We start from the raw sequence: 16,516 nt of genomic DNA, 5'->3' as shown, positions 1-16,516 counted from the left end.
CCTACGCCGCGGAGCGCTCCGGCTCGCAGGAGCACCCAGCCTTCATCGGCAGCGTGAAGAACACCCGCGTTCCCCGGCCGAGCTCGCTCTCCACGCGGATCGTGCCGCCGTGGCGCTCGACGAGGTTCTTGCAGATCGACAGGCCGAGCCCCGTGCTCTTCTCGCCGCCTGTCGATCGGGTGCTCGTCCTCCGGAACTTGCTGAACACGCCGCTGATCTCGTCCGGGCGGATGCCCAGGCCCTGATCCTCGATCATCACCTCGACCGCCTGGCCGATCCTCCACGCGCGCACCGTCACCGTCGTGCCCGGATGAGAGAACTTGAACGCATTGCTGAGCAGGTTGCTCAGGACCTGCTCGATCCGCCCTACGTCGCAGCAGACGAGCGGGAGATCCGCAGGCACGTCGACGTCCACCGTGATCCCCTTCCGGCCGGCGCCGTGCTCGTTCAGGGAGACCGCCGCCAGGACGATGCCTCTCAGGTCGGCCTCCTGCAGGCGCAGCGCGCCGTGCCCGTGCTCCAGCGTCGTGATGTCGAGCAGGTTCTCGATCAGCTGCAGCGCGAACTCGGCGTTGTCCTGGATCTTCAGGGCGTAGCGCCGCGTGTCCTCGAGCCCCGCGCCGACGCCGGCCAGCTGCATCTTCGTGAACCACTGGATCGCCGCGAGCGGATTGCGCAGATCGTGCGCGGCGATGCCCATGAGCTCATGGGTCTTCTGGGTCGCCTCGGCGAGGTGCTGGTTCTCGAGGTGGAGGGCGTCGGCGCTCGTCTTGAGGCTCGATAGGAGCCGCTGGCAGCTGCTGATGCGCTCGTGATGGGCGAACGCGTCGCTCACGACGCCCGCCAGCGCCGGCGGATCCCATGGCTTGGAGATGAACCGGTACACGCCGCCCTCGTTGATGGCCTGGATGGCGGCGCTCGTGTCCGCATAGGCGGTCATGAGGAGTCGGACGGTCTCCGGGTATTCGGCCTTGACCCTCGCGTAGAACTCCGTGCCTGTCGTGCCCGGCATCCGCTGGTCGCTGAGGACGACAGGGATGGTCCGCTCGCGCAAGATCGCGTGACCCTGCTCGGCGCTCTCCGCGATGAGGACATCGTAGTCGCGCCGGAGCTCGCGGCGGAGCGCCTTCAAGGTCTCGCGCTCGTCGTCGACGATGAGCAGCGCGCGCCGCTCGCCGGAGGCGCGCGTCATCGGTCGAGCTCCTTCGGCAGCGTGATCGTGAAGGTGCTGCCCGCCCCGGGGGTCGATCGGACGGCGATCGTGCCGCCGTGCTGATCGACGATGATCTTGTGCGAGATGGTGAGGCCCAGCCCCGTGCCCTGGCCGACAGGCTTGGTCGTGAAGAACGGATCGAAGATCCGGCCGAGGACGTCAGGGGTCATCCCGGCTCCGTTGTCCTCGAACTCCAGGACGATCCCGCGCCCTTCGTCGCGCACGCGGATCACGATGCGACCGTTCCCCCGGCCTCGGCACTCGACCGCCTGGGCCGCGTTGATGAGGAGGTTCAGGAATACCTGGCTGAGCTCCGCCGGCTTGCAAAGCAGCTTCGGCAGCTCGGCCCACTCGACCGTCACTTGGACGCCGCCGTCCTTCAGCGCCGGGCCCGCGATCGCGAGGGTGCTCTCCAGGCACTCCTTCAGATCGCAGCATTCCTCGTCCGCCCGGTCGATCCGTGTGAAGATCCTGAGGTCCTCGACGATCTTCTGCACGCGCGCGAGGCCGCCCAGCGTGCCCTTCACGAGATCCGCCGTATCCTCGCGCAGAAAGTCGGGCTCGACCTCCGCGCGGAGCGCCTCGGCCAGGCCCTTCACCTCGTCCGAGCCCGCGCCGACGGCGGCCCGCTCGAGCGCCTCGTAGGCGGCGAACAGCCGATCGAGCGACTCTCCCAGGGTGTGCACGTTGCTCCGGACGAAGGCGAGCGGGTTGTTGATCTCGTGGGCCACGCCGGCGGCGAGCTTGCCGAGCGCGTTCATCTTCTCCGAGTGGACGAGCATCGACTGCGTGGCGCGCAGCTGCTCGAGCGACCGCTCGAGCTCCTTCTGCTCGGCGACGAGCCGCCGCTGGAGGCTCGTGATCCGCGAGTTGAGCGCGGACACGTCGGCGACGACGCGCTCGAGCTCGATGACGTCGAACTCGGCGAGGAGCAGCAGGTCGTGGCCGAGCCGCCAGACCTCTCCCCGGAGGCTGTGCGCGATCGACCGGAGGTCCCCGAAGTGCAGCATGCCGCTGAAGATCGGCTCGTCGGCGCCGCGCTCGGCCGCGGCGAGCTGCGCGAAGCTCGGGCTGACGAGGCGAGCCTCGGCGCGACCCGGCTCGCCCACCCCCCCGAGCAGCCGGCGCATGCCGCGGTTGGTGAGCCTCGGCGCGCCGTCCGGCGTGAACACGCCAATCGCGAGCGCGGTCGAGGCCATCAGGAAAGCGACGGCGAGCTCTGCGACTGGACCGCTGAGCTCGCGTCCTGCCGGCGGGGCCGCGAGCGGCGCTCCCTCGTTTTCTCCTGCGCTTTGCGTCCTGCGCGGTTCCATCGGAATCATCGGAGGCCGAGCCTCTCCCTCGCTCGCGGCGGAGGCGATCCGTCTTTGGCAGGCCGGCGCGGCGCTCGCTATGCGAAACGCACCCCCGCGGGGCCGGCGCCTGAGCGCGCGGAGCGGGGTCATGCGCCCCGCGCCGCGAGGAGCTGCTCCGCCGTGCGGACGGCCCGCTCCGCGTTCGGCGCCGAGCCGTCGGCCCCGAGCTGCCTCCAGAGGTCGTCGACGACGCGGAACGGGTGGCCGCCGACCAGGATGACGACGCCCCTGCACCGGTCGTCGCCGCGCGCCGCGGCGATCACCTGGCGGACGCTCGAGAGCTGGTCGCTCAGCGCGGCCGAGATCGCGAGGACGTCGGCCTTCCGCTGGACGACCTCCTGGATCACGTGCTCGGCCGGCGTGCTGGCCCCGAGATAGAACGTGTCCCACCCAGCCATTTCGAAGAAATCGGCGACGAAGCGCGCGCCGATCTCGTGGAGGTTGCCGTCCACGGCGGTGGCCACGAGGCGACGGCCGGCGCGATCGCCGCTGACGACGTGCGGATAGAGCTGGCCCAGGATCATCTGCGTGACCGCCGTGCAGTAATGCTCCCCGGCGATGCTGAGCTGACGGAGCTGCCAGCGCCGGCCCAGCTCGTACTGGCACGGCTGCAGCACGTGAGCATAGATGTCCTTGACCGACGCGCCCGCGTCGAGCGCTTCCCGGATGGCCCGCACCGCTCGCCTCCGGTCCCGATCGAGCAGCGCGTCGAGGTAGCTGCACGCGACGGCCCCGAGCGGCGCCTCCGGGCGGACGAAGCTGCGATCCTCGGCGCGCATCGAGGTGAGCCGCTCGAGCGCCGCCGCCAGGTACCGCCGCGGCGCCTCGGCGAGGCGCTCCGGCAGCGTGAGCGCTACGACGTCGTCGAGCGCGCGGAGGTAGGCCGCGAGCTCGGCGGGGTCGAGGCCGTGCTGCACCAGCAGCGTTTGCGCCCACTCCGCATAGGCGCTGAAGAGCTCCGGCGACTCCTGGTCGACCGCCGCGGCGAGCTGCGCGACGTGGCGCCTGGCGTCGTCGAGGCAGAGGGCGCGCTTCGCGTCGGCGACGAGCGCGTCCGCCGGGCGCCGCACGAAGCTGAGCGCCACGCTCATCGGCGCGATGCGCGCCGCCGAGCGCTCGATGGCCTCCGCCGCCGAGCCGGCCTCGCCGGCGGCGCACGGGGGCTCGGGGATGGCCGCCAGCGCGGCCGGCGTCACGAGGGGCGAGGCGCAGAGGCGCTCCCGGCCCGCGGCCAGCGCGTCCTGCGCCACCGAAGCGAGCGCCGGATCGAGCTGCTCGCCGATGCTCTCGCTCAGGGCGTCGAGCGCGGCGCTGAGCGCGCGCCGGGGCACCCCGATCGCTTCGAGGAACACCGCGGTGAACGCGCAGTACTCGCAGAGCTGCTGGGCGCCCGCAGCGCGGAGCGCCGCCGCGAGGGCGTCGATGTGCGCCGCGAGGTCCACGTGGCAGCGCGAGAGCGCCTCGCGCTCGCCGCGCGCTCCGAAGGCGCGCGGCGCGACGGACGCGGCCTCGAGGCGGGCGAGCGCGGCGTCCCTCAACGATTCACGGCGAGCGACGAGCTCGTCGGCCGCCCTGTCACGCTCTGTGGTCACCATGCCCGCGTATGTGGTGACGCGCCGTCGTCGCCGCACGCGCGATATCGCACGGGCTCGCCCGACGACGCACCGGCGGGCGGCCGCCGCCGGTGCGTCGTCGCGCGCCGCGGGCCGAAGGGCCCGCCAGGCTTGAGCCGGCGTCGTGCTTCAAGCTACCGTCTCTCCCGCGTCGCAAGGGAGCGTCGTCGCCCGGCGCGGGAGCTGAAGAACGATGTCAATCTCGTTGGTGCGGAACGCTTACGGCAAATCGAGGGTGCGGCTCGTGAAGGTCCGCCGCGCGGGCGCGCGGCACGAGCTCACCGACGTCCAGGTCGATATCCAGCTGGAGGGCGAGTTCGACGACGCTTACACGAAGGGTGACAACAGCAAGGTGCTGCCCACGGACACGATGAAGAACACCGTGTACGCGCTCGCCAAGGGCCACCCGGTCGAGCCGATCGAGGACTTTGGCGCCCTGCTCGCCGAACACTTCCTCGGCAAGCCGCACACCCGGCGGGCGACGGTCGTCATCGCAGAGAGTGTGTGGTCTCGCGTCGAGGCGGGCGGCGCGCCGCACCCTCACGCGTTCCTCCGCGCGGCAGGGGAGCGGCGGACCGCGGAGATCTCCGCGGCTCCTGGCGGGGTCGAGATCACGTCCGGCGTCGCGGATCTCCTCGTCCTCAAGACCGCCGGCTCGGCGTTCTCGGGCTTCCCGCGCGACGAGTACACGACGCTCAAGGAGACCGGGGACCGCATCCTCTCGACGCTCATGGTGGCCCGCTGGCGCACGGCCGGCCGCGACCCGGCGCCCACGGCGACGTGGGAGCGCGCCCGCCGCGCCCTGATCGAGACCTTCGCGGAGCGACATAGCCTCTCGGTGCAGCACACCATTCATGACCTGGGGGAGGCGGTGCTCGCCGCCTGTCCTGCCATCGACGAGGTGAGCCTCTCGCTCCCCAACAAGCACTGCCTGCTCGTCGATCTCACGCCCTTTGGGCTCGCCAACGACAACGAGATATTCGTCCCGGTCGACGAGCCGCACGGGCTCATCGAGGCCACGATGAAGCGAGGGACCTGACCGTCGGGCGTGGCCGTTTTTCTCGACATGCCGATGACGTGCCCGGTACAGTGCGGTGCATGGACCAGGTGGCGGGCCCGGACGAGCTTGAGGTCGCGACGAGCTACATGAACGCGGTCCTCAACGGGCCGTTCATCGCCGTCGAGTGCACGGGCGACGCCGATGATCTCGAGATCGCCGCGTGGAGCGCCGGGGCGGAGCGGCTGCTGGGTTATACCGCGGAAGAGGTGATTGGCCGCCGCCTCGCGGACACAGCGCTGGGCGGCGCCGACGTCGACCTCTGGCGACGCGTCTGCGACGGGCGGGGCGGCGCGCCGCTCTCCGCCGAGCACCGGCGGAAGGACGGGCGCGTCGTCGCGTGCGCGTGGGTGCACGAGCCGATGCGCGGCGCCGAAGGCCAGGTGATGCGCAGGCTCTTCATCGGGCAGGACGTGACCGACCGCGGCCGTCTGGCGGAAGCGTCGCGGGACGACTCCATCATCCTGCGCTCCATCCTCGATCACGTCCCGATCGCCGCGTGCAAGTATGATCGCGACGGGGTCTTCACCCATCATGACGGCAAGGGGCTCGAGAACTCGGGCGTGAAGCCTGGGGCGCTCATCGGCAAGAACGTCTTCGACCTCTACGGGTCCAGCCCCGAGGCCGCGGACGGGATGCGGCGCGCGCTGGCGGGAGAGATCGTGCAGAATCAGATCGAGACCCACGGCGTCACCTGGCGGTCCTGGCTGCTCCCCGTCTTCGACGAGCGCGGCGCGCCGGACGGCGCGGTCTCCGTGACGTTCGACATCACGGAGATGAAACGCAAGGAGGTCGAGCTCCAGGCGAGGCTCGACATGATCCAGGCCCAGCAGCAGGTGATTCGCGCGCTGTCGACGCCCATCATCGAGGTCTGGGATCGCGTGCTGACGCTCCCGATGGTCGGTGTCGTCGACAGCTTGAGGACCTCCGAGGTGATGGATAGCCTCCTCGACGCGATCTCGAGCAAGGGGGCGCGCTTCGCGATACTCGATCTGACCGGGGTCGACGCCGTCGACACGAAGACGGCGAGCTACCTCATCGAGATGGTCCGCGCGATACGGCTCCTCGGCGCCGAGGGCGTGATCACGGGTATCCGCTCGAACGTGGCGCAGACGATGATCGCGCTGGGGCTCGATCTCTCGGGGATCATCACGATGGGCAACCTCCGCGCCGGCCTCAAGCTCTGCATCCAGCGGATGAACGGCGCCGACGCCGCCGCGGCCAACGGCTCGAGGCGGGCCGAGGCACGCTGATCGGGGGCTTCGGGGTCACGATCGCGCTCGGCGCCCGACCGGCCACGAGCCCGAAGCAGGGGAGTCGACGCGGCCATGGCGGCGCGCTCGGAGCGGGCTATGGCGCTGGCGCCGGCGGCGGCGAGCCGTCGAGATCTGCCATCTTCCCCTCTCGCTCCAGCCGCCAGATGTCCTCGTCCGTGACGAACTCCTGCGCCAGGAGCTCTCGCGCCCGCTTGATCTTGGCGAGGAGGACGGGCTCCGTGACCGGTGTGCTCGACTCCTTGGTCGGCGCGGGCGGCGGCTTCATCAGCGAGAACGTCCCGCGCGCCGCGTGCCCCTCCGCCGTCTCCCCATCGAGGATGTATGTGATGGTGAAGACATCCGGTTCACGCACCGTGTCGAGCCTCACGTCCACATCGACCCCTTGCCCGGGGGGGATCTCGACCAGGCCGAGCGAGGCCTTCTCGAGCGGTGAGGCGCTCGACGCCCCCGCGTAGTGCCGCACCGCCGTGACCGTATCGATCCGGACCGGCGCGTCGCCGTGATGCCAGAGGCGGAAGGTCTGCCGGACCACGCCGTCGCCGTCCTGCCGGGGAAAGCGGGGCGTCGGCGTCGCCGCGATGGTCACGATCCCCCGCTCGGCGAGGTCCTGAAACATCGTGTTCGGGATCTGGAGCAAGGCACGGCCGGTGAGCTTCTCGCCCGCTTCGCTCTGGACCTCCACCCGGATGAGAAACTCGGAGACGAGCGCGGTTTGCGGACGGCGCTCGTAGCTGTGGGTCACGAACGGCGCCTTCGTCTTCTCCGAGCCGCCGTCGTCGAACACCCAGGCATAACTCGCGGGCTTGAACGGCGTCGCGTCGGGCTTGTCCTTGAGCCCGACGCCGACGATCTGCGCCGTGAGCTCGAATTCACCGGGGGTGCTCGGCAGGAGCCTGTGGGTGATGACGACGATCCGCTCCGGCTTGCAGGCGTTGACCTTGTATCTCGGGACCTCGATCCGAGTCACAACGTTGTTCCGCCCGAACACGGAGATGGTGGGCATCTCGTACGATCCGTCCATCTCGGGCCATACTCGGAGCGGCACCCGCGATCCGGTGCGCGTGCCAATGACGCTGTGGAGGTACTCATCTGTCCCGTTCGTAGTATGGGATCGCACGGTGATGAGGTTCTCCTCGCCGGCGCACACCTCCGGCTTCTCGACCTCGATCTCGTCGATGATGGGCGCCGGGTCCTCCGCGGGCGCCCTCGTGCTCGCGGCGGCGGCGCTCGCCGCGCGTCTGGCGCTCGGCGGGGCCTCCTGCGCGCTCGCCTTCGGCGCTGCCGGCGCGGGCTCGGGCGCCCTGGAAGGGTGGACCGACCAGACCAGGACCCAGCAGAGCGCGGCGGCGAGCACCACCCCACCGACCCATTGCGCCTTTGACCGATGCTCGCCGATCCTGGTCGTCATGGCCGGAGCTCCTCACGTCATTGTGCTCGAACGTCCGTCAGTACCAGCACCCGTAGACGTTGCCTCCGGAGTTCCACTGGACGTTGTGGTTCGTATCGGCGGACCAGACGGTCGCGCCGGCCTGCGTCCCCCAGGGGTGCCCGCTCCAGCCGCCGATGCGGTCGGGGCTGATGGACACGGCGACGGTCTTCGGATCGTCTCGGACCCCTCTCCACACGCTGCTGCTGCCGGTGTCGCATGCGTGCGAGGCCATGCAGTTCGCGACCTGATTGGCGGCCTTGTCGCAGACGTCCGTGAGGCAGGCGAGCGAGGTGCCGAGCGAGCCCCAGAACCCCAGGCTGTTCTCGCAGCTGTCCATCACCCCGTCGTGAAGGGCGTTGGCCGCGCTGGCGAGCTTGGCGTGGCTGTACGTGTACGGGGGGATGGCGCCCTGGCCGTCGAGGTAGTGCGCGTAGGCCAAAAATGAAGAGCAAACCATACCGTTGTTCCACGCCGGCCCGCCGGTGGGCGTGCCCTCGGTGCTGCGGTACTGGAAGAACGAGTAGTGCACCCGGTCGCCGCGAACGCTCAGCCGAGGGATCTCGACCCCTTCGTCGATGATCGAGCGCTCGGCGTAGTAGGGCACCTCCCACCAGATGGTTTCGCCGATCGACGCGGCCCGCTTGGGATCGCCGACCTGATAGGTCAGCGCGACCGGGCCGCTCCCGCCGCTCCCGTAGAGGAAGCGGTAGATCCCGCCCTGGTTGACCTGCGCGAGCCCGGGATACCCATCGAGCAGATCGTTCGTCACGATGGGCGTGCTGCACACCTCGGGCCAGGAGTTTTCACGCGGCTGCTTCATGGTGGCATGCGTCACCCACCGGCCGGGACCATGCGACAGCATGGAGTGCGTACGGAACTCGCCGACGGCGTTAAGGACGTCTCCGATCGGCCCGGAGCCTGCGCTGAACACGGCCGCGCCGTTCGGCGCGTTCCAGCCGGCGCTGGAGTACCCGCACGCCTGCTCGGCGGCGGCAGCGGCGGAGGCGAGGCACGACGATACGACGACGAGCGGCAGGACGAACGCTGACTTCACGGGCACACCTCCGATCGAGAGCATGGCCGGCGGGACACGAGGCATTGACGCGCGCGCTCGGAGCGCGACGGACGAACGTCGCGAGCGGCCCGAGCTGGAGGGAGCGCTCGCTCGAAATGGGGAAGGATCACACTCCGAAAGAGGCGCACGCGGGCGCCCCTTCACGGAAGAGAGTGTGGTCTGGAGAAACGGGGGGCAAGAGGAAAATGAAGGCGGGATTGCCTTCTTCCTTCCACCGCGCTCGATCGCGTCCCGTGCTCGGGTCTAGCTGACGCACAGGACGGACTGGCGAGACCGGGGAGCGCCTCAGCAGCTCGCCCCGCGAGCGATCATCGATTGACAGGAGGGGGCGAGCCGCCTCCTGGAGCTCCGAGCACCTCGACCGCGCCTTCCGCCGACAGCAAGATCTGCGGGTTGGCCTGCGCCGGTGAGATCACGTTGAGCACGCCCCTCGCGCGCACGCGCAGGCCTGGTTTGATGAACTTGTTGCGCGCGTCCACCGGCGCGCCGGGGTGCGCCGCCCAGCCCCGCGCGAGCTTGTCCCGGATCGCCTTGAAGAGCTCGGGATCGCCGAAATTGACCAGCGTATACTCGCGCTCCACCCGATCCCTGTCAACGACGCGCAGCGCCCAGATATCGAATTTGATCTGTGGGCTCCTCGGGAAAAGTACGAGGTCGCCCTCCAGCTCGATCGGCTGGCCATGGACCGCTTGCATGCGCTCCAGCACCTCGATGGGCTTGTCGACGTCCGGATCGAGCCGCAGGTGGATCGGGCGATCGGGGCGCCCGGCGATCACGTAATGCAGCCGGATCTTGTCATTGCGCCACAGGTCTCGGACGTGCTCCGGGCGGGTCACGAAGACCGGCACCACCTTGTCCGCGAGCTCGACCACGAGGACCTGGCCGTCGGCGTCGACGCCGTGCACACGGCCCACGAGCTCGCGCGCCCCGAGGAGCGCGGCGTCGATGGTCGTGTCGTGCGCATAGGACGGGGCGTCCACGCCGGAGGAAAACCGCGTGATCACCTCGATACGGCGCGCGCGGACATGGCGCTGAGCGCCCTTCTTCTCGAGGCTGCCGAAGACGCGCAGCCGGTCGTGCCGCTGGAGCCCGGCGAGCTCCCGCGCGACCTCGGCCGACCCCGGGATCATCGGAAAGTCAGCGTAACGAAAGAAGTCGTTCGGGAGCCGGTAGGTGAATACGAAGAGTCCGGCCTCGGGCGCCGCGCCGTGCATCCATCCGTCGAGCCCGCCGCCCGCGAGCGCCGCGGCGATACCGGCATCATCGTCCGGGTCAATCACGGCCGACGGATCGCGAGGGGCCGGCGCCGCACGATGGATCGGAGTCGCGCGCGCGGGCAGCGCGGCAGGAGCCTGTGCCGACGAAAGATTGCAACCGGACGGAACGACCAGGAGCGCGAGAAGCCAGCCGAACACCGCGACCACACGCTGACCCATGCACCAGCATAGCAGCATCGGAGTCGGACCTGCACGGCGGCCGGGGAGCGCGTGAGTGGCGCTATCGCCTGCTCCGGTCGAATCGTGCCAGCGGAGCGAGCCACGCGAACGTTGCGGGCTCATGCGGACGCCCTGGAGCGGCCCCTCGCGGCGGAGCTGGAGATCAGGCTCTCCCGGAGGGTGCGATGGCGCGGGTCAGTCGTCCAGCGCGGGTGGAACACGACGTGAAGCGTGAACGGCTCGACCTCGAAAGGGAGCTGTCGGGTCGTGAGCGGGAGCCCCGAGGCGCGGACGATGCGCGCGGGCAGGGTAGCGACGAGATCGGTCTCCGCTGCCAGCGAGAGCGCGAGCAGCAGCGACGGCACGCGCGCCCGCACGTCCCGCGATCGTTCGAGCCGCGCGATCGCCCGCTGCACCGGCGAGAGCCCCGGCAGCGAGTTGCCCACGACGACGTGCCCGCACGCGAGGTATCGCTCGAACGTCGCGCGCCCCCGCGCGAGCGGGTGCCCGCGCCGCGTCACGATCACGTGCTCGTCGTCGACGATGGGGCGGAACACGAACTGCTCCAGCCCGTCGATGTCCACCCTCGGGACGAGCGCCAGGTCGACCTCCCCGCGCTCGAGAGCGCCGATCGTCTCCAGCGAGGGCTGGACGATGCGCAGCGTCGTCATCGGCGGCGCCTTGGCCTGCTGCGCGAGCCACGGCCTCAGCACGACCAGGGTGCCGTAATCGGACGTCGCCACGCGCAGCGGAAACGGCTCGTCCTCGCGCTTCTGGCGGACCATGGGATCGAAGACCACGCGCAGCGCCGACAGGGCGCGCTCCACGTCGGGCTGGAGCGCGAGCGCCATGGGCGTCGGCTCGAGGGCGCGGCCGGTGGACACGAACAAGGGATCGCCGAAGACCTCTCGGAGCCGCGCGAGCGAGCGGCTCATGTTCGGCTGCGTCGTGCCGAGGCGCCGCGCCGCCTGGGTCACGCTCCGCGTCTCGAGCAGGTGGTGGAGCGCGCGCAGCCCGTTGAAATCGACGTCCTCGATCCGCATCGCCGGATCATATCCTGCACGACATATCAGGCATCACGCCGGAGCATGACCCGCGTGCGGCCGCGCGCCGTACAACCGAGGCATGCGTGATGTTCCGCTCGATGAAGCTCCTTCGATGACGCCGCCCGAGCCGCCGACCGTGCCTCGCCGGCCCTCCACGTCCCTCCGCCCGTGGCTTCGCCGGATCGGCGCCGGGCTCGGCGCCGTCGTCGCGATCGGGGCGGCGCTCGTGATCTGGGCCGGCCTTGGCAGCCCGTCGAAGCTCCCACGCGTGGAGCTCGCCGTGCCCCCGCAGCGCGCCTCCGCGTGGGAGGACGTGTTCGCGCGCGGCCAGCGGGTGCGCCTGTGCACCCTCGAGACGGGCGAGGTCAGCGGAGCGCGTTCGATGTTGCTCCGCAGCGACCACGTCGAGTTCGATCGGGCCCGAGAGCACGAGCCGCTGCCGATCTACGCGCACCTCGTCCGCCATCCAACGCGCGGCGACGTGCTGATAGACGCCGGCCTCTCCGCCCCGTTCGAGCGGGATCCGTTCGGCGACGTCCGCGCGCCGGTGAGCTGGCTGCACCGGGCGATGGGCACGCGGTTCACGCTCCCTGCAGGGCGCTCGCTCGGCGCTCAGCTCGCGCGCCTCGGCTCGCGCCCGCGTCAGGTCTACCTGACGCACGTTCACGGCGATCACACGGCCGGCCTCGGCGAGCTCCCGCGCGACGTGGAGATCGTGACCGGCGAGGGCGAGGCCGACGATCTCGCGGGGCACCTGGGCTACGGGCACTTCGCCGAAGGCGCGACGCTCTCGGAGCTCTCGTTCGCGCGCGGCGCCCCCATGCCGCCGTTCGACATGGCCATCGACGTGTGGGGCGACGGCGCGCTCTGGGCGCTCCCGACGCCCGGCCACTCGCGCGGTCACCTCTCGTTCGTGGTCAACGCCGAGTCCGGCCCGGTGCTGCTCGTCGGCGATGCGTCGCATTACGCCTGGGCATTCGAGCGCGGCATCGGCCCGCGCGGGCCCTCGGCGAGCGACGAAGCCGCGGGACAGCAGAGCCTGGATCGCCTGCGCGAGCTCGTCCGCGCCCACCCGAGCCTGCGTGTCGTCTACGGGCACGAAGCGCCCCAGGTGATCTGCGAGATCTCCACCACCCCGTGACGCGACGACGCCCGCGGCGGGCGTGGAGTCGCTGGTCAATTGGAGGGTTTTCGGAAGCTCGTGATCAATCCGAGCCGGAGCGGGAATTCTTCCAATAACTGTTCGTGTGCGCGGCGTGGGTGGCGTGGAGAGATGCGACGGATTCGCGCTCTCGCCTCGCTTCCAAGGCCGGAGTGCGCCCGGTCCTGCTGGTCTGACGCGGCGCGTGCCGCGTCAAGTGGCTGTCAATCGAGATCGATAATATGGCGGGAGTGGAGTCTTCGGTCAGTATCAGACTTCGCCGGCGGATGGTCCGTTGTTGACCGCTGTCCGGCGATTGAACGCTGACTGAACGCTGGCTGAACGCTGGCGTCTCGCGCTGTGGATTGGTGGGAGCAACGCTTGACGTCTGGCGAGGCTTCACCGTAGGTTGTGACCGACGGTAGGAGGTCACGGTATGGCTGACTTAGGATATCGTCGCTGGCGAGCCGGTCATGCGCTCATAGCGACGCTCGCGCTGACGGCCGCGGCCGGGTGCGGTATCGGGCAGATCGGAGCGGCGGACTCCAGCTCCAGCTCCGGGTCCGGCCCCGGGGGGGACGGTTCGACGTCCGGACAAGGAGGAGATCCCCCGGTGTGCGGCGCCGAGCGGATCCTCGCACCCCAGCGGCGTTTGACGCGATTCGAATACAACAACACGGTCCGAGATCTCCTCGGAACGTCCCTCACCCCTTCCGATCAATTCCCCCCGGATGAGATCGCCGGAGGCTTCAACAACAACGCGACGGTGCTGACCGTGTCCGCGCTGCACGCGGAGAAGTACCTCCTGGCTGCCGAGGCGCTCGCTGCCGAGGCCGTCGCGGGCGATCTGTCGAAGCTGGTGCCGTGTGATCCGGCCGCGGTCGAGGGGCAGGTCGCCCAGGAGGAGGCGTGCGCGCGGCAATTCGTCCAGGACTTCGGCCGTCGCGCGTACCGTCGACCGCTCGAGACGTCGGACGTCGAGCGGCTGATGCGCGCCTACGCCGCGGGGCGCACGGACGGGTCGTTCCGTGAGGGCATCGAGGTCGTCATCCGGGCCGCGCTGCAATCGCCGAAATTCTTGTTCCGCCTGGAGCTGCGTCACGATTCCGATGCCTCCTCGTCGCGGGTGCGCCTCGACCCGTACGAGATGGCGTCGCGCCTTTCGTACCTCATCTGGGCGTCGGGCCCCGACGACGAGCTGCTCGACGCCGCGGAGGCGGGCCTGCTCGATACCCGCGAGCAGCTCGCCGAGCGAACCCGCCAGATGCTGGAGCACCCGCGGGCGCGCCGGGCCATCACGGAGTTCTACAAGCAATGGCTCAACCTCGGGAAGCTCGGGACCATCGTCAAGGAGGAGAGCAAGTTCCCCGGGTACAACGACGAGCTCGTCGCGGGGATGAGCGCGGAGACTCCCGCGTTCATCGAGCACGTGCTGTGGTCCGGGGACCACAAGCTCTCGAGCCTGCTCACGCTGCCCGTCGGCTTTGCCACCGAGCCCGTAGCCGAGCTGTACGGCGTGACGGTCCCGCCCGGCTCGACCACACCCCAGCTCGTGGATCTCCCGCCGGACCAGCGCGCAGGGGTGCTCACGCAGCCCGCGTTCCTGGCCGTCCACGCGCACCCCGATCAGACGTCTCCGGTGCTGCGCGGCAAGGCCATCCGCGCGAAGTTCATGTGCCAGGACCCGCCGCCTCCTCCTGACGATGTCGACCTCACGCCGCCCACGGGCGAGGAGGGCGTCACCGCGCGTGAACGGTTCAACCAGCACGCCTCCAATGACAGGTGCGCCGGCTGCCATCAGCTGATGGATCCGATCGGCTTCGCGTTCGAGAACTTCGACGCCGTGGGCGCGTACCGCACCGAGGAGGGCGGGCAGGTCATCGACGTCTCCGGGCAGATGGTCCTGTCCGACGACATGGACGGCCCGTTCGTCGGCGTCCGCCAGCTGGCGGAGAAGCTCGCCGGGAGCGCGCAGGTCCGCGAGTGCCTCGCGACGCAATGGTTCCGCTACACGGCCGGGCGCTTCGAGAACATCGACGACGAGTGCTCGCTCGACGGGCTGCGCGCAGGGTTCCACGGGTCGGAGGGCGACCTCGTGGAGCTCATCGTGGCGACGACGCAGACCGACGCGTTCATGTACCGCAGCGCGATCGCAGAGGAGGAGTGACATGAGACAGCGAATGATCTCTCGACGGCGGATGCTCCAGGGCGCGCTGGCGGCGACCGCGACGATCCCGCTGCTGAACTCCGAGCTGGCCCGCGGGCAAGAGACCACCGCGCCCAAGCGCTTCGTGGTGTTCTATACGCCGAACGGCACCAGCGAGTCGAAATGGATGCCCACGGGCACCGAGACCAACTACACGCTGAGCCCGCTGCTCCAGCCGCTCTCGCCGTTCAAGGCGAAGATCATGCCGCTGCGCGGGATCAACATGAACGTCGTGGTGAACTCCAACATCGGCTCCGAGCACGCTCGGGGCATCGGGGGCCTGCTGACGGGGCGGGCGCTGCTCAAGGGCAACTTCAAGAGCTTCATGTCCACCAACGCCGGCTGGTCGTCGGGGATCTCGCTCGATCAGCACCTGGCGAAGAAGCTGAATCCCCCGACGCTGTTCAAGTCCCTGGAGCTCGGCGTCCAGGTCCGTGACGCGGAGGTGCGCGGTCGGCTCTCCTACGCCGGGCCGGACCAGCCCGTCCCCCCCCGCGAGGACCCCTACGACACGTTCCAGCAGCTCTTCGGGGCCTCGGTGCCTGGCCAGGGCCAGGACCCGGGCGGCTCCACCGCGCTGGATCGGCTCCGCGCGCAGCGGCGGACCGTGTTCGATATCCTCCGCGAGGACATCGCGGACGTGCGGCCTCGCATCGGCAAGGAAGATCGCCTCAAGCTCGACGCGCACATGCAGTCGATCCAGGACATCGAGGCGCGCCTGGCCGGTGGCGGCTCTTCGAACGGCGGCGGCACCCCGACCACGGGCAGCTGCCAGGCCCCGGCGCTGGGCGACCGCATCGACCTCTCGAAGGACGACAACATGCCCGTCATCGGCAAGCTCCAGATGGATATGATGGCCGCGGCGCTCGCGTGCGATCTCACCCGGATCGCCACGATCCAGTGGTCGTACGCCGAGAGCGAGCACCTTTACCCGTTCCTCGGTCTCACCGAGAATCACCACGCCATCTCCCACCAGTGGCCGACGAACGCGAAGTACGAGAAGATCCACACGTGGTTCGCGGAGCAGCTTGCCTACCTGCTCGGGAAGCTCGACTCGTACGCGGAAGGGGATCGCACGCTCCTCGACAACACCGTCGTCCTGTGGGTCACCGAGATCGGCGAGTCGATGCAGCACGCGCTCACGAACATACCGTTCTTGCTCGCCGGCAGCGGGGGCGGGGTCTTCCGCACGGGCCGCTTCGTTGACTATCTGGCGAACGGCGGCTCTGCCCGCCAGCACAACGATCTGCTCCTCACGATAGCGAACGCGATGGGGACCGACGACAAGACCTTCGGCGACCCGAACTACAGCACCGGCGCGCTTCCCAGCCTGACGTAGCCAGCTCGCCGAGGCACACTCGGGCTCCTTCAAGGCCCTGGGAGCCCACAGGCGTTAACGAGGCTCGTTCGGTCACGCTCAGGGCACGAAGCCCGCCGCCTTCCGCCCCACCACCGGTCACCAATGTGAACGTTTACGTGAACGTTTACGTGAACGTTTACGTAAACGTTTACGTAAACGTTTACGTGAACGTTTACGTGGTCGTGGTCGTGGTCGTGGTCGTTCACGGCCTACCGTTGACGACCACGACCACGACCACGACCACGACCACGACCACGACCACGACCACGACCACGACCACGACCACGACCACGACCACGACCACGTAA

13 protein-coding genes are annotated in these 16,516 nt (G+C 69.6%); 6 read left to right on the top strand and 7 right to left on the bottom strand.

Translation table 11 applies throughout. The features are described from left to right. Position 1 precedes the first annotated feature (1 nt). From WMF14_RS22650 to WMF14_RS22640, 3 genes are all read right to left on the bottom strand, one after another. The gene (locus WMF14_RS22650) at positions 2-1,192 is read right to left on the bottom strand and encodes an ATP-binding protein (protein ID WP_437803557.1); all 1,191 of its coding nucleotides are present in this window, start codon (positions 1,190-1,192) and stop codon (positions 2-4) included. Beyond that, the gene (locus WMF14_RS22645; RefSeq protein WP_437803555.1) at positions 1,189-2,412 is read right to left on the bottom strand and encodes a sensor histidine kinase; all 1,224 of its coding nucleotides are present in this window, start codon (positions 2,410-2,412) and stop codon (positions 1,189-1,191) included. Before WMF14_RS22645 ends, WMF14_RS22650 begins: the two co-directional genes overlap by 4 nt. A gap of 242 nt (positions 2,413-2,654) precedes the next feature. After that, entirely contained in the window at positions 2,655-4,163 is a 1,509-nt protein-coding gene (locus WMF14_RS22640; RefSeq protein WP_437803553.1) for a cobalamin B12-binding domain-containing protein, read from the bottom strand. A 211-nt stretch (positions 4,164-4,374) separates the two neighbouring features. On the opposite strand from WMF14_RS22640, the gene pucL reads away from it, so the two are divergent. Together pucL and WMF14_RS22630 are read left to right on the top strand one after the other, a co-directional pair. Next, positions 4,375-5,220, top strand: a complete 846-nt coding sequence (gene pucL, locus WMF14_RS22635; RefSeq protein WP_437803551.1) for a factor-independent urate hydroxylase — start codon at positions 4,375-4,377, stop codon at positions 5,218-5,220. A gap of 59 nt (positions 5,221-5,279) precedes the next feature. After that, on the top strand, positions 5,280-6,491 hold the full coding sequence (locus WMF14_RS22630) for a PAS domain-containing protein (RefSeq protein WP_437803549.1): 1,212 nt from the start codon (positions 5,280-5,282) through the stop codon (positions 6,489-6,491). Positions 6,492-6,588: 97 nt separating this feature from the next. Here WMF14_RS22630 and WMF14_RS22625 read toward each other — a convergent pair whose 3' ends face one another. From WMF14_RS22625 to WMF14_RS22610, 4 genes are all read right to left on the bottom strand, one after another. Then, positions 6,589-7,923 (bottom strand): hypothetical protein, encoded by a 1,335-nt coding sequence (locus tag WMF14_RS22625; RefSeq protein ID WP_437803547.1) that lies wholly within the window; start codon positions 7,921-7,923, stop codon positions 6,589-6,591. A 37-nt stretch (positions 7,924-7,960) separates the two neighbouring features. Then, a complete protein-coding gene (locus tag WMF14_RS22620; protein ID WP_437803546.1) occupies positions 7,961-8,998 on the bottom strand; it encodes a hypothetical protein in 1,038 nt (345 codons plus the stop codon). Between the two features lie 329 nt (positions 8,999-9,327). Continuing rightward, positions 9,328-10,299: a hypothetical protein gene (locus WMF14_RS22615; RefSeq protein ID WP_437803544.1), complete on the bottom strand. Its 972-nt coding sequence runs from the start codon at positions 10,297-10,299 to the stop codon at positions 9,328-9,330. A 275-nt stretch (positions 10,300-10,574) separates the two neighbouring features. Continuing rightward, positions 10,575-11,498: a LysR family transcriptional regulator gene (locus WMF14_RS22610; protein WP_437803543.1), complete on the bottom strand. Its 924-nt coding sequence runs from the start codon at positions 11,496-11,498 to the stop codon at positions 10,575-10,577. A gap of 82 nt (positions 11,499-11,580) precedes the next feature. Between WMF14_RS22610 and WMF14_RS22605 the strand changes: the two genes are divergently transcribed. From WMF14_RS22605 to WMF14_RS22590, 4 genes are all read left to right on the top strand, one after another. Further along, positions 11,581-12,642, top strand: a complete 1,062-nt coding sequence (locus WMF14_RS22605) for an MBL fold metallo-hydrolase (RefSeq protein WP_437803541.1) — start codon at positions 11,581-11,583, stop codon at positions 12,640-12,642. A 652-nt stretch (positions 12,643-13,294) separates the two neighbouring features. Further along, positions 13,295-14,809, top strand: coding sequence for a DUF1592 domain-containing protein (locus WMF14_RS22600; RefSeq protein WP_272099971.1), 1,515 nt, complete (start codon positions 13,295-13,297; stop codon positions 14,807-14,809). A gap of 1 nt (position 14,810) precedes the next feature. Next, on the top strand, positions 14,811-16,187 hold the full coding sequence (locus tag WMF14_RS22595; RefSeq protein ID WP_272099969.1) for a DUF1552 domain-containing protein: 1,377 nt from the start codon (positions 14,811-14,813) through the stop codon (positions 16,185-16,187). A 137-nt stretch (positions 16,188-16,324) separates the two neighbouring features. After that, positions 16,325-16,516 carry a hypothetical protein gene (locus WMF14_RS22590; protein ID WP_437803539.1) on the top strand — a complete coding sequence of 64 codons (192 nt, stop codon included), beginning with the start codon at positions 16,325-16,327 and terminating at the stop codon, positions 16,514-16,516.

Origin of the sequence: Sorangium sp. So ce693 (assembly GCF_051521375.1) — a bacterium.
Lineage (GTDB): Bacteria > Myxococcota_A > Polyangia > Polyangiales > Polyangiaceae > Sorangium > Sorangium atrum.
This window is presented reverse-complemented; position numbering and strand designations above follow the sequence as displayed.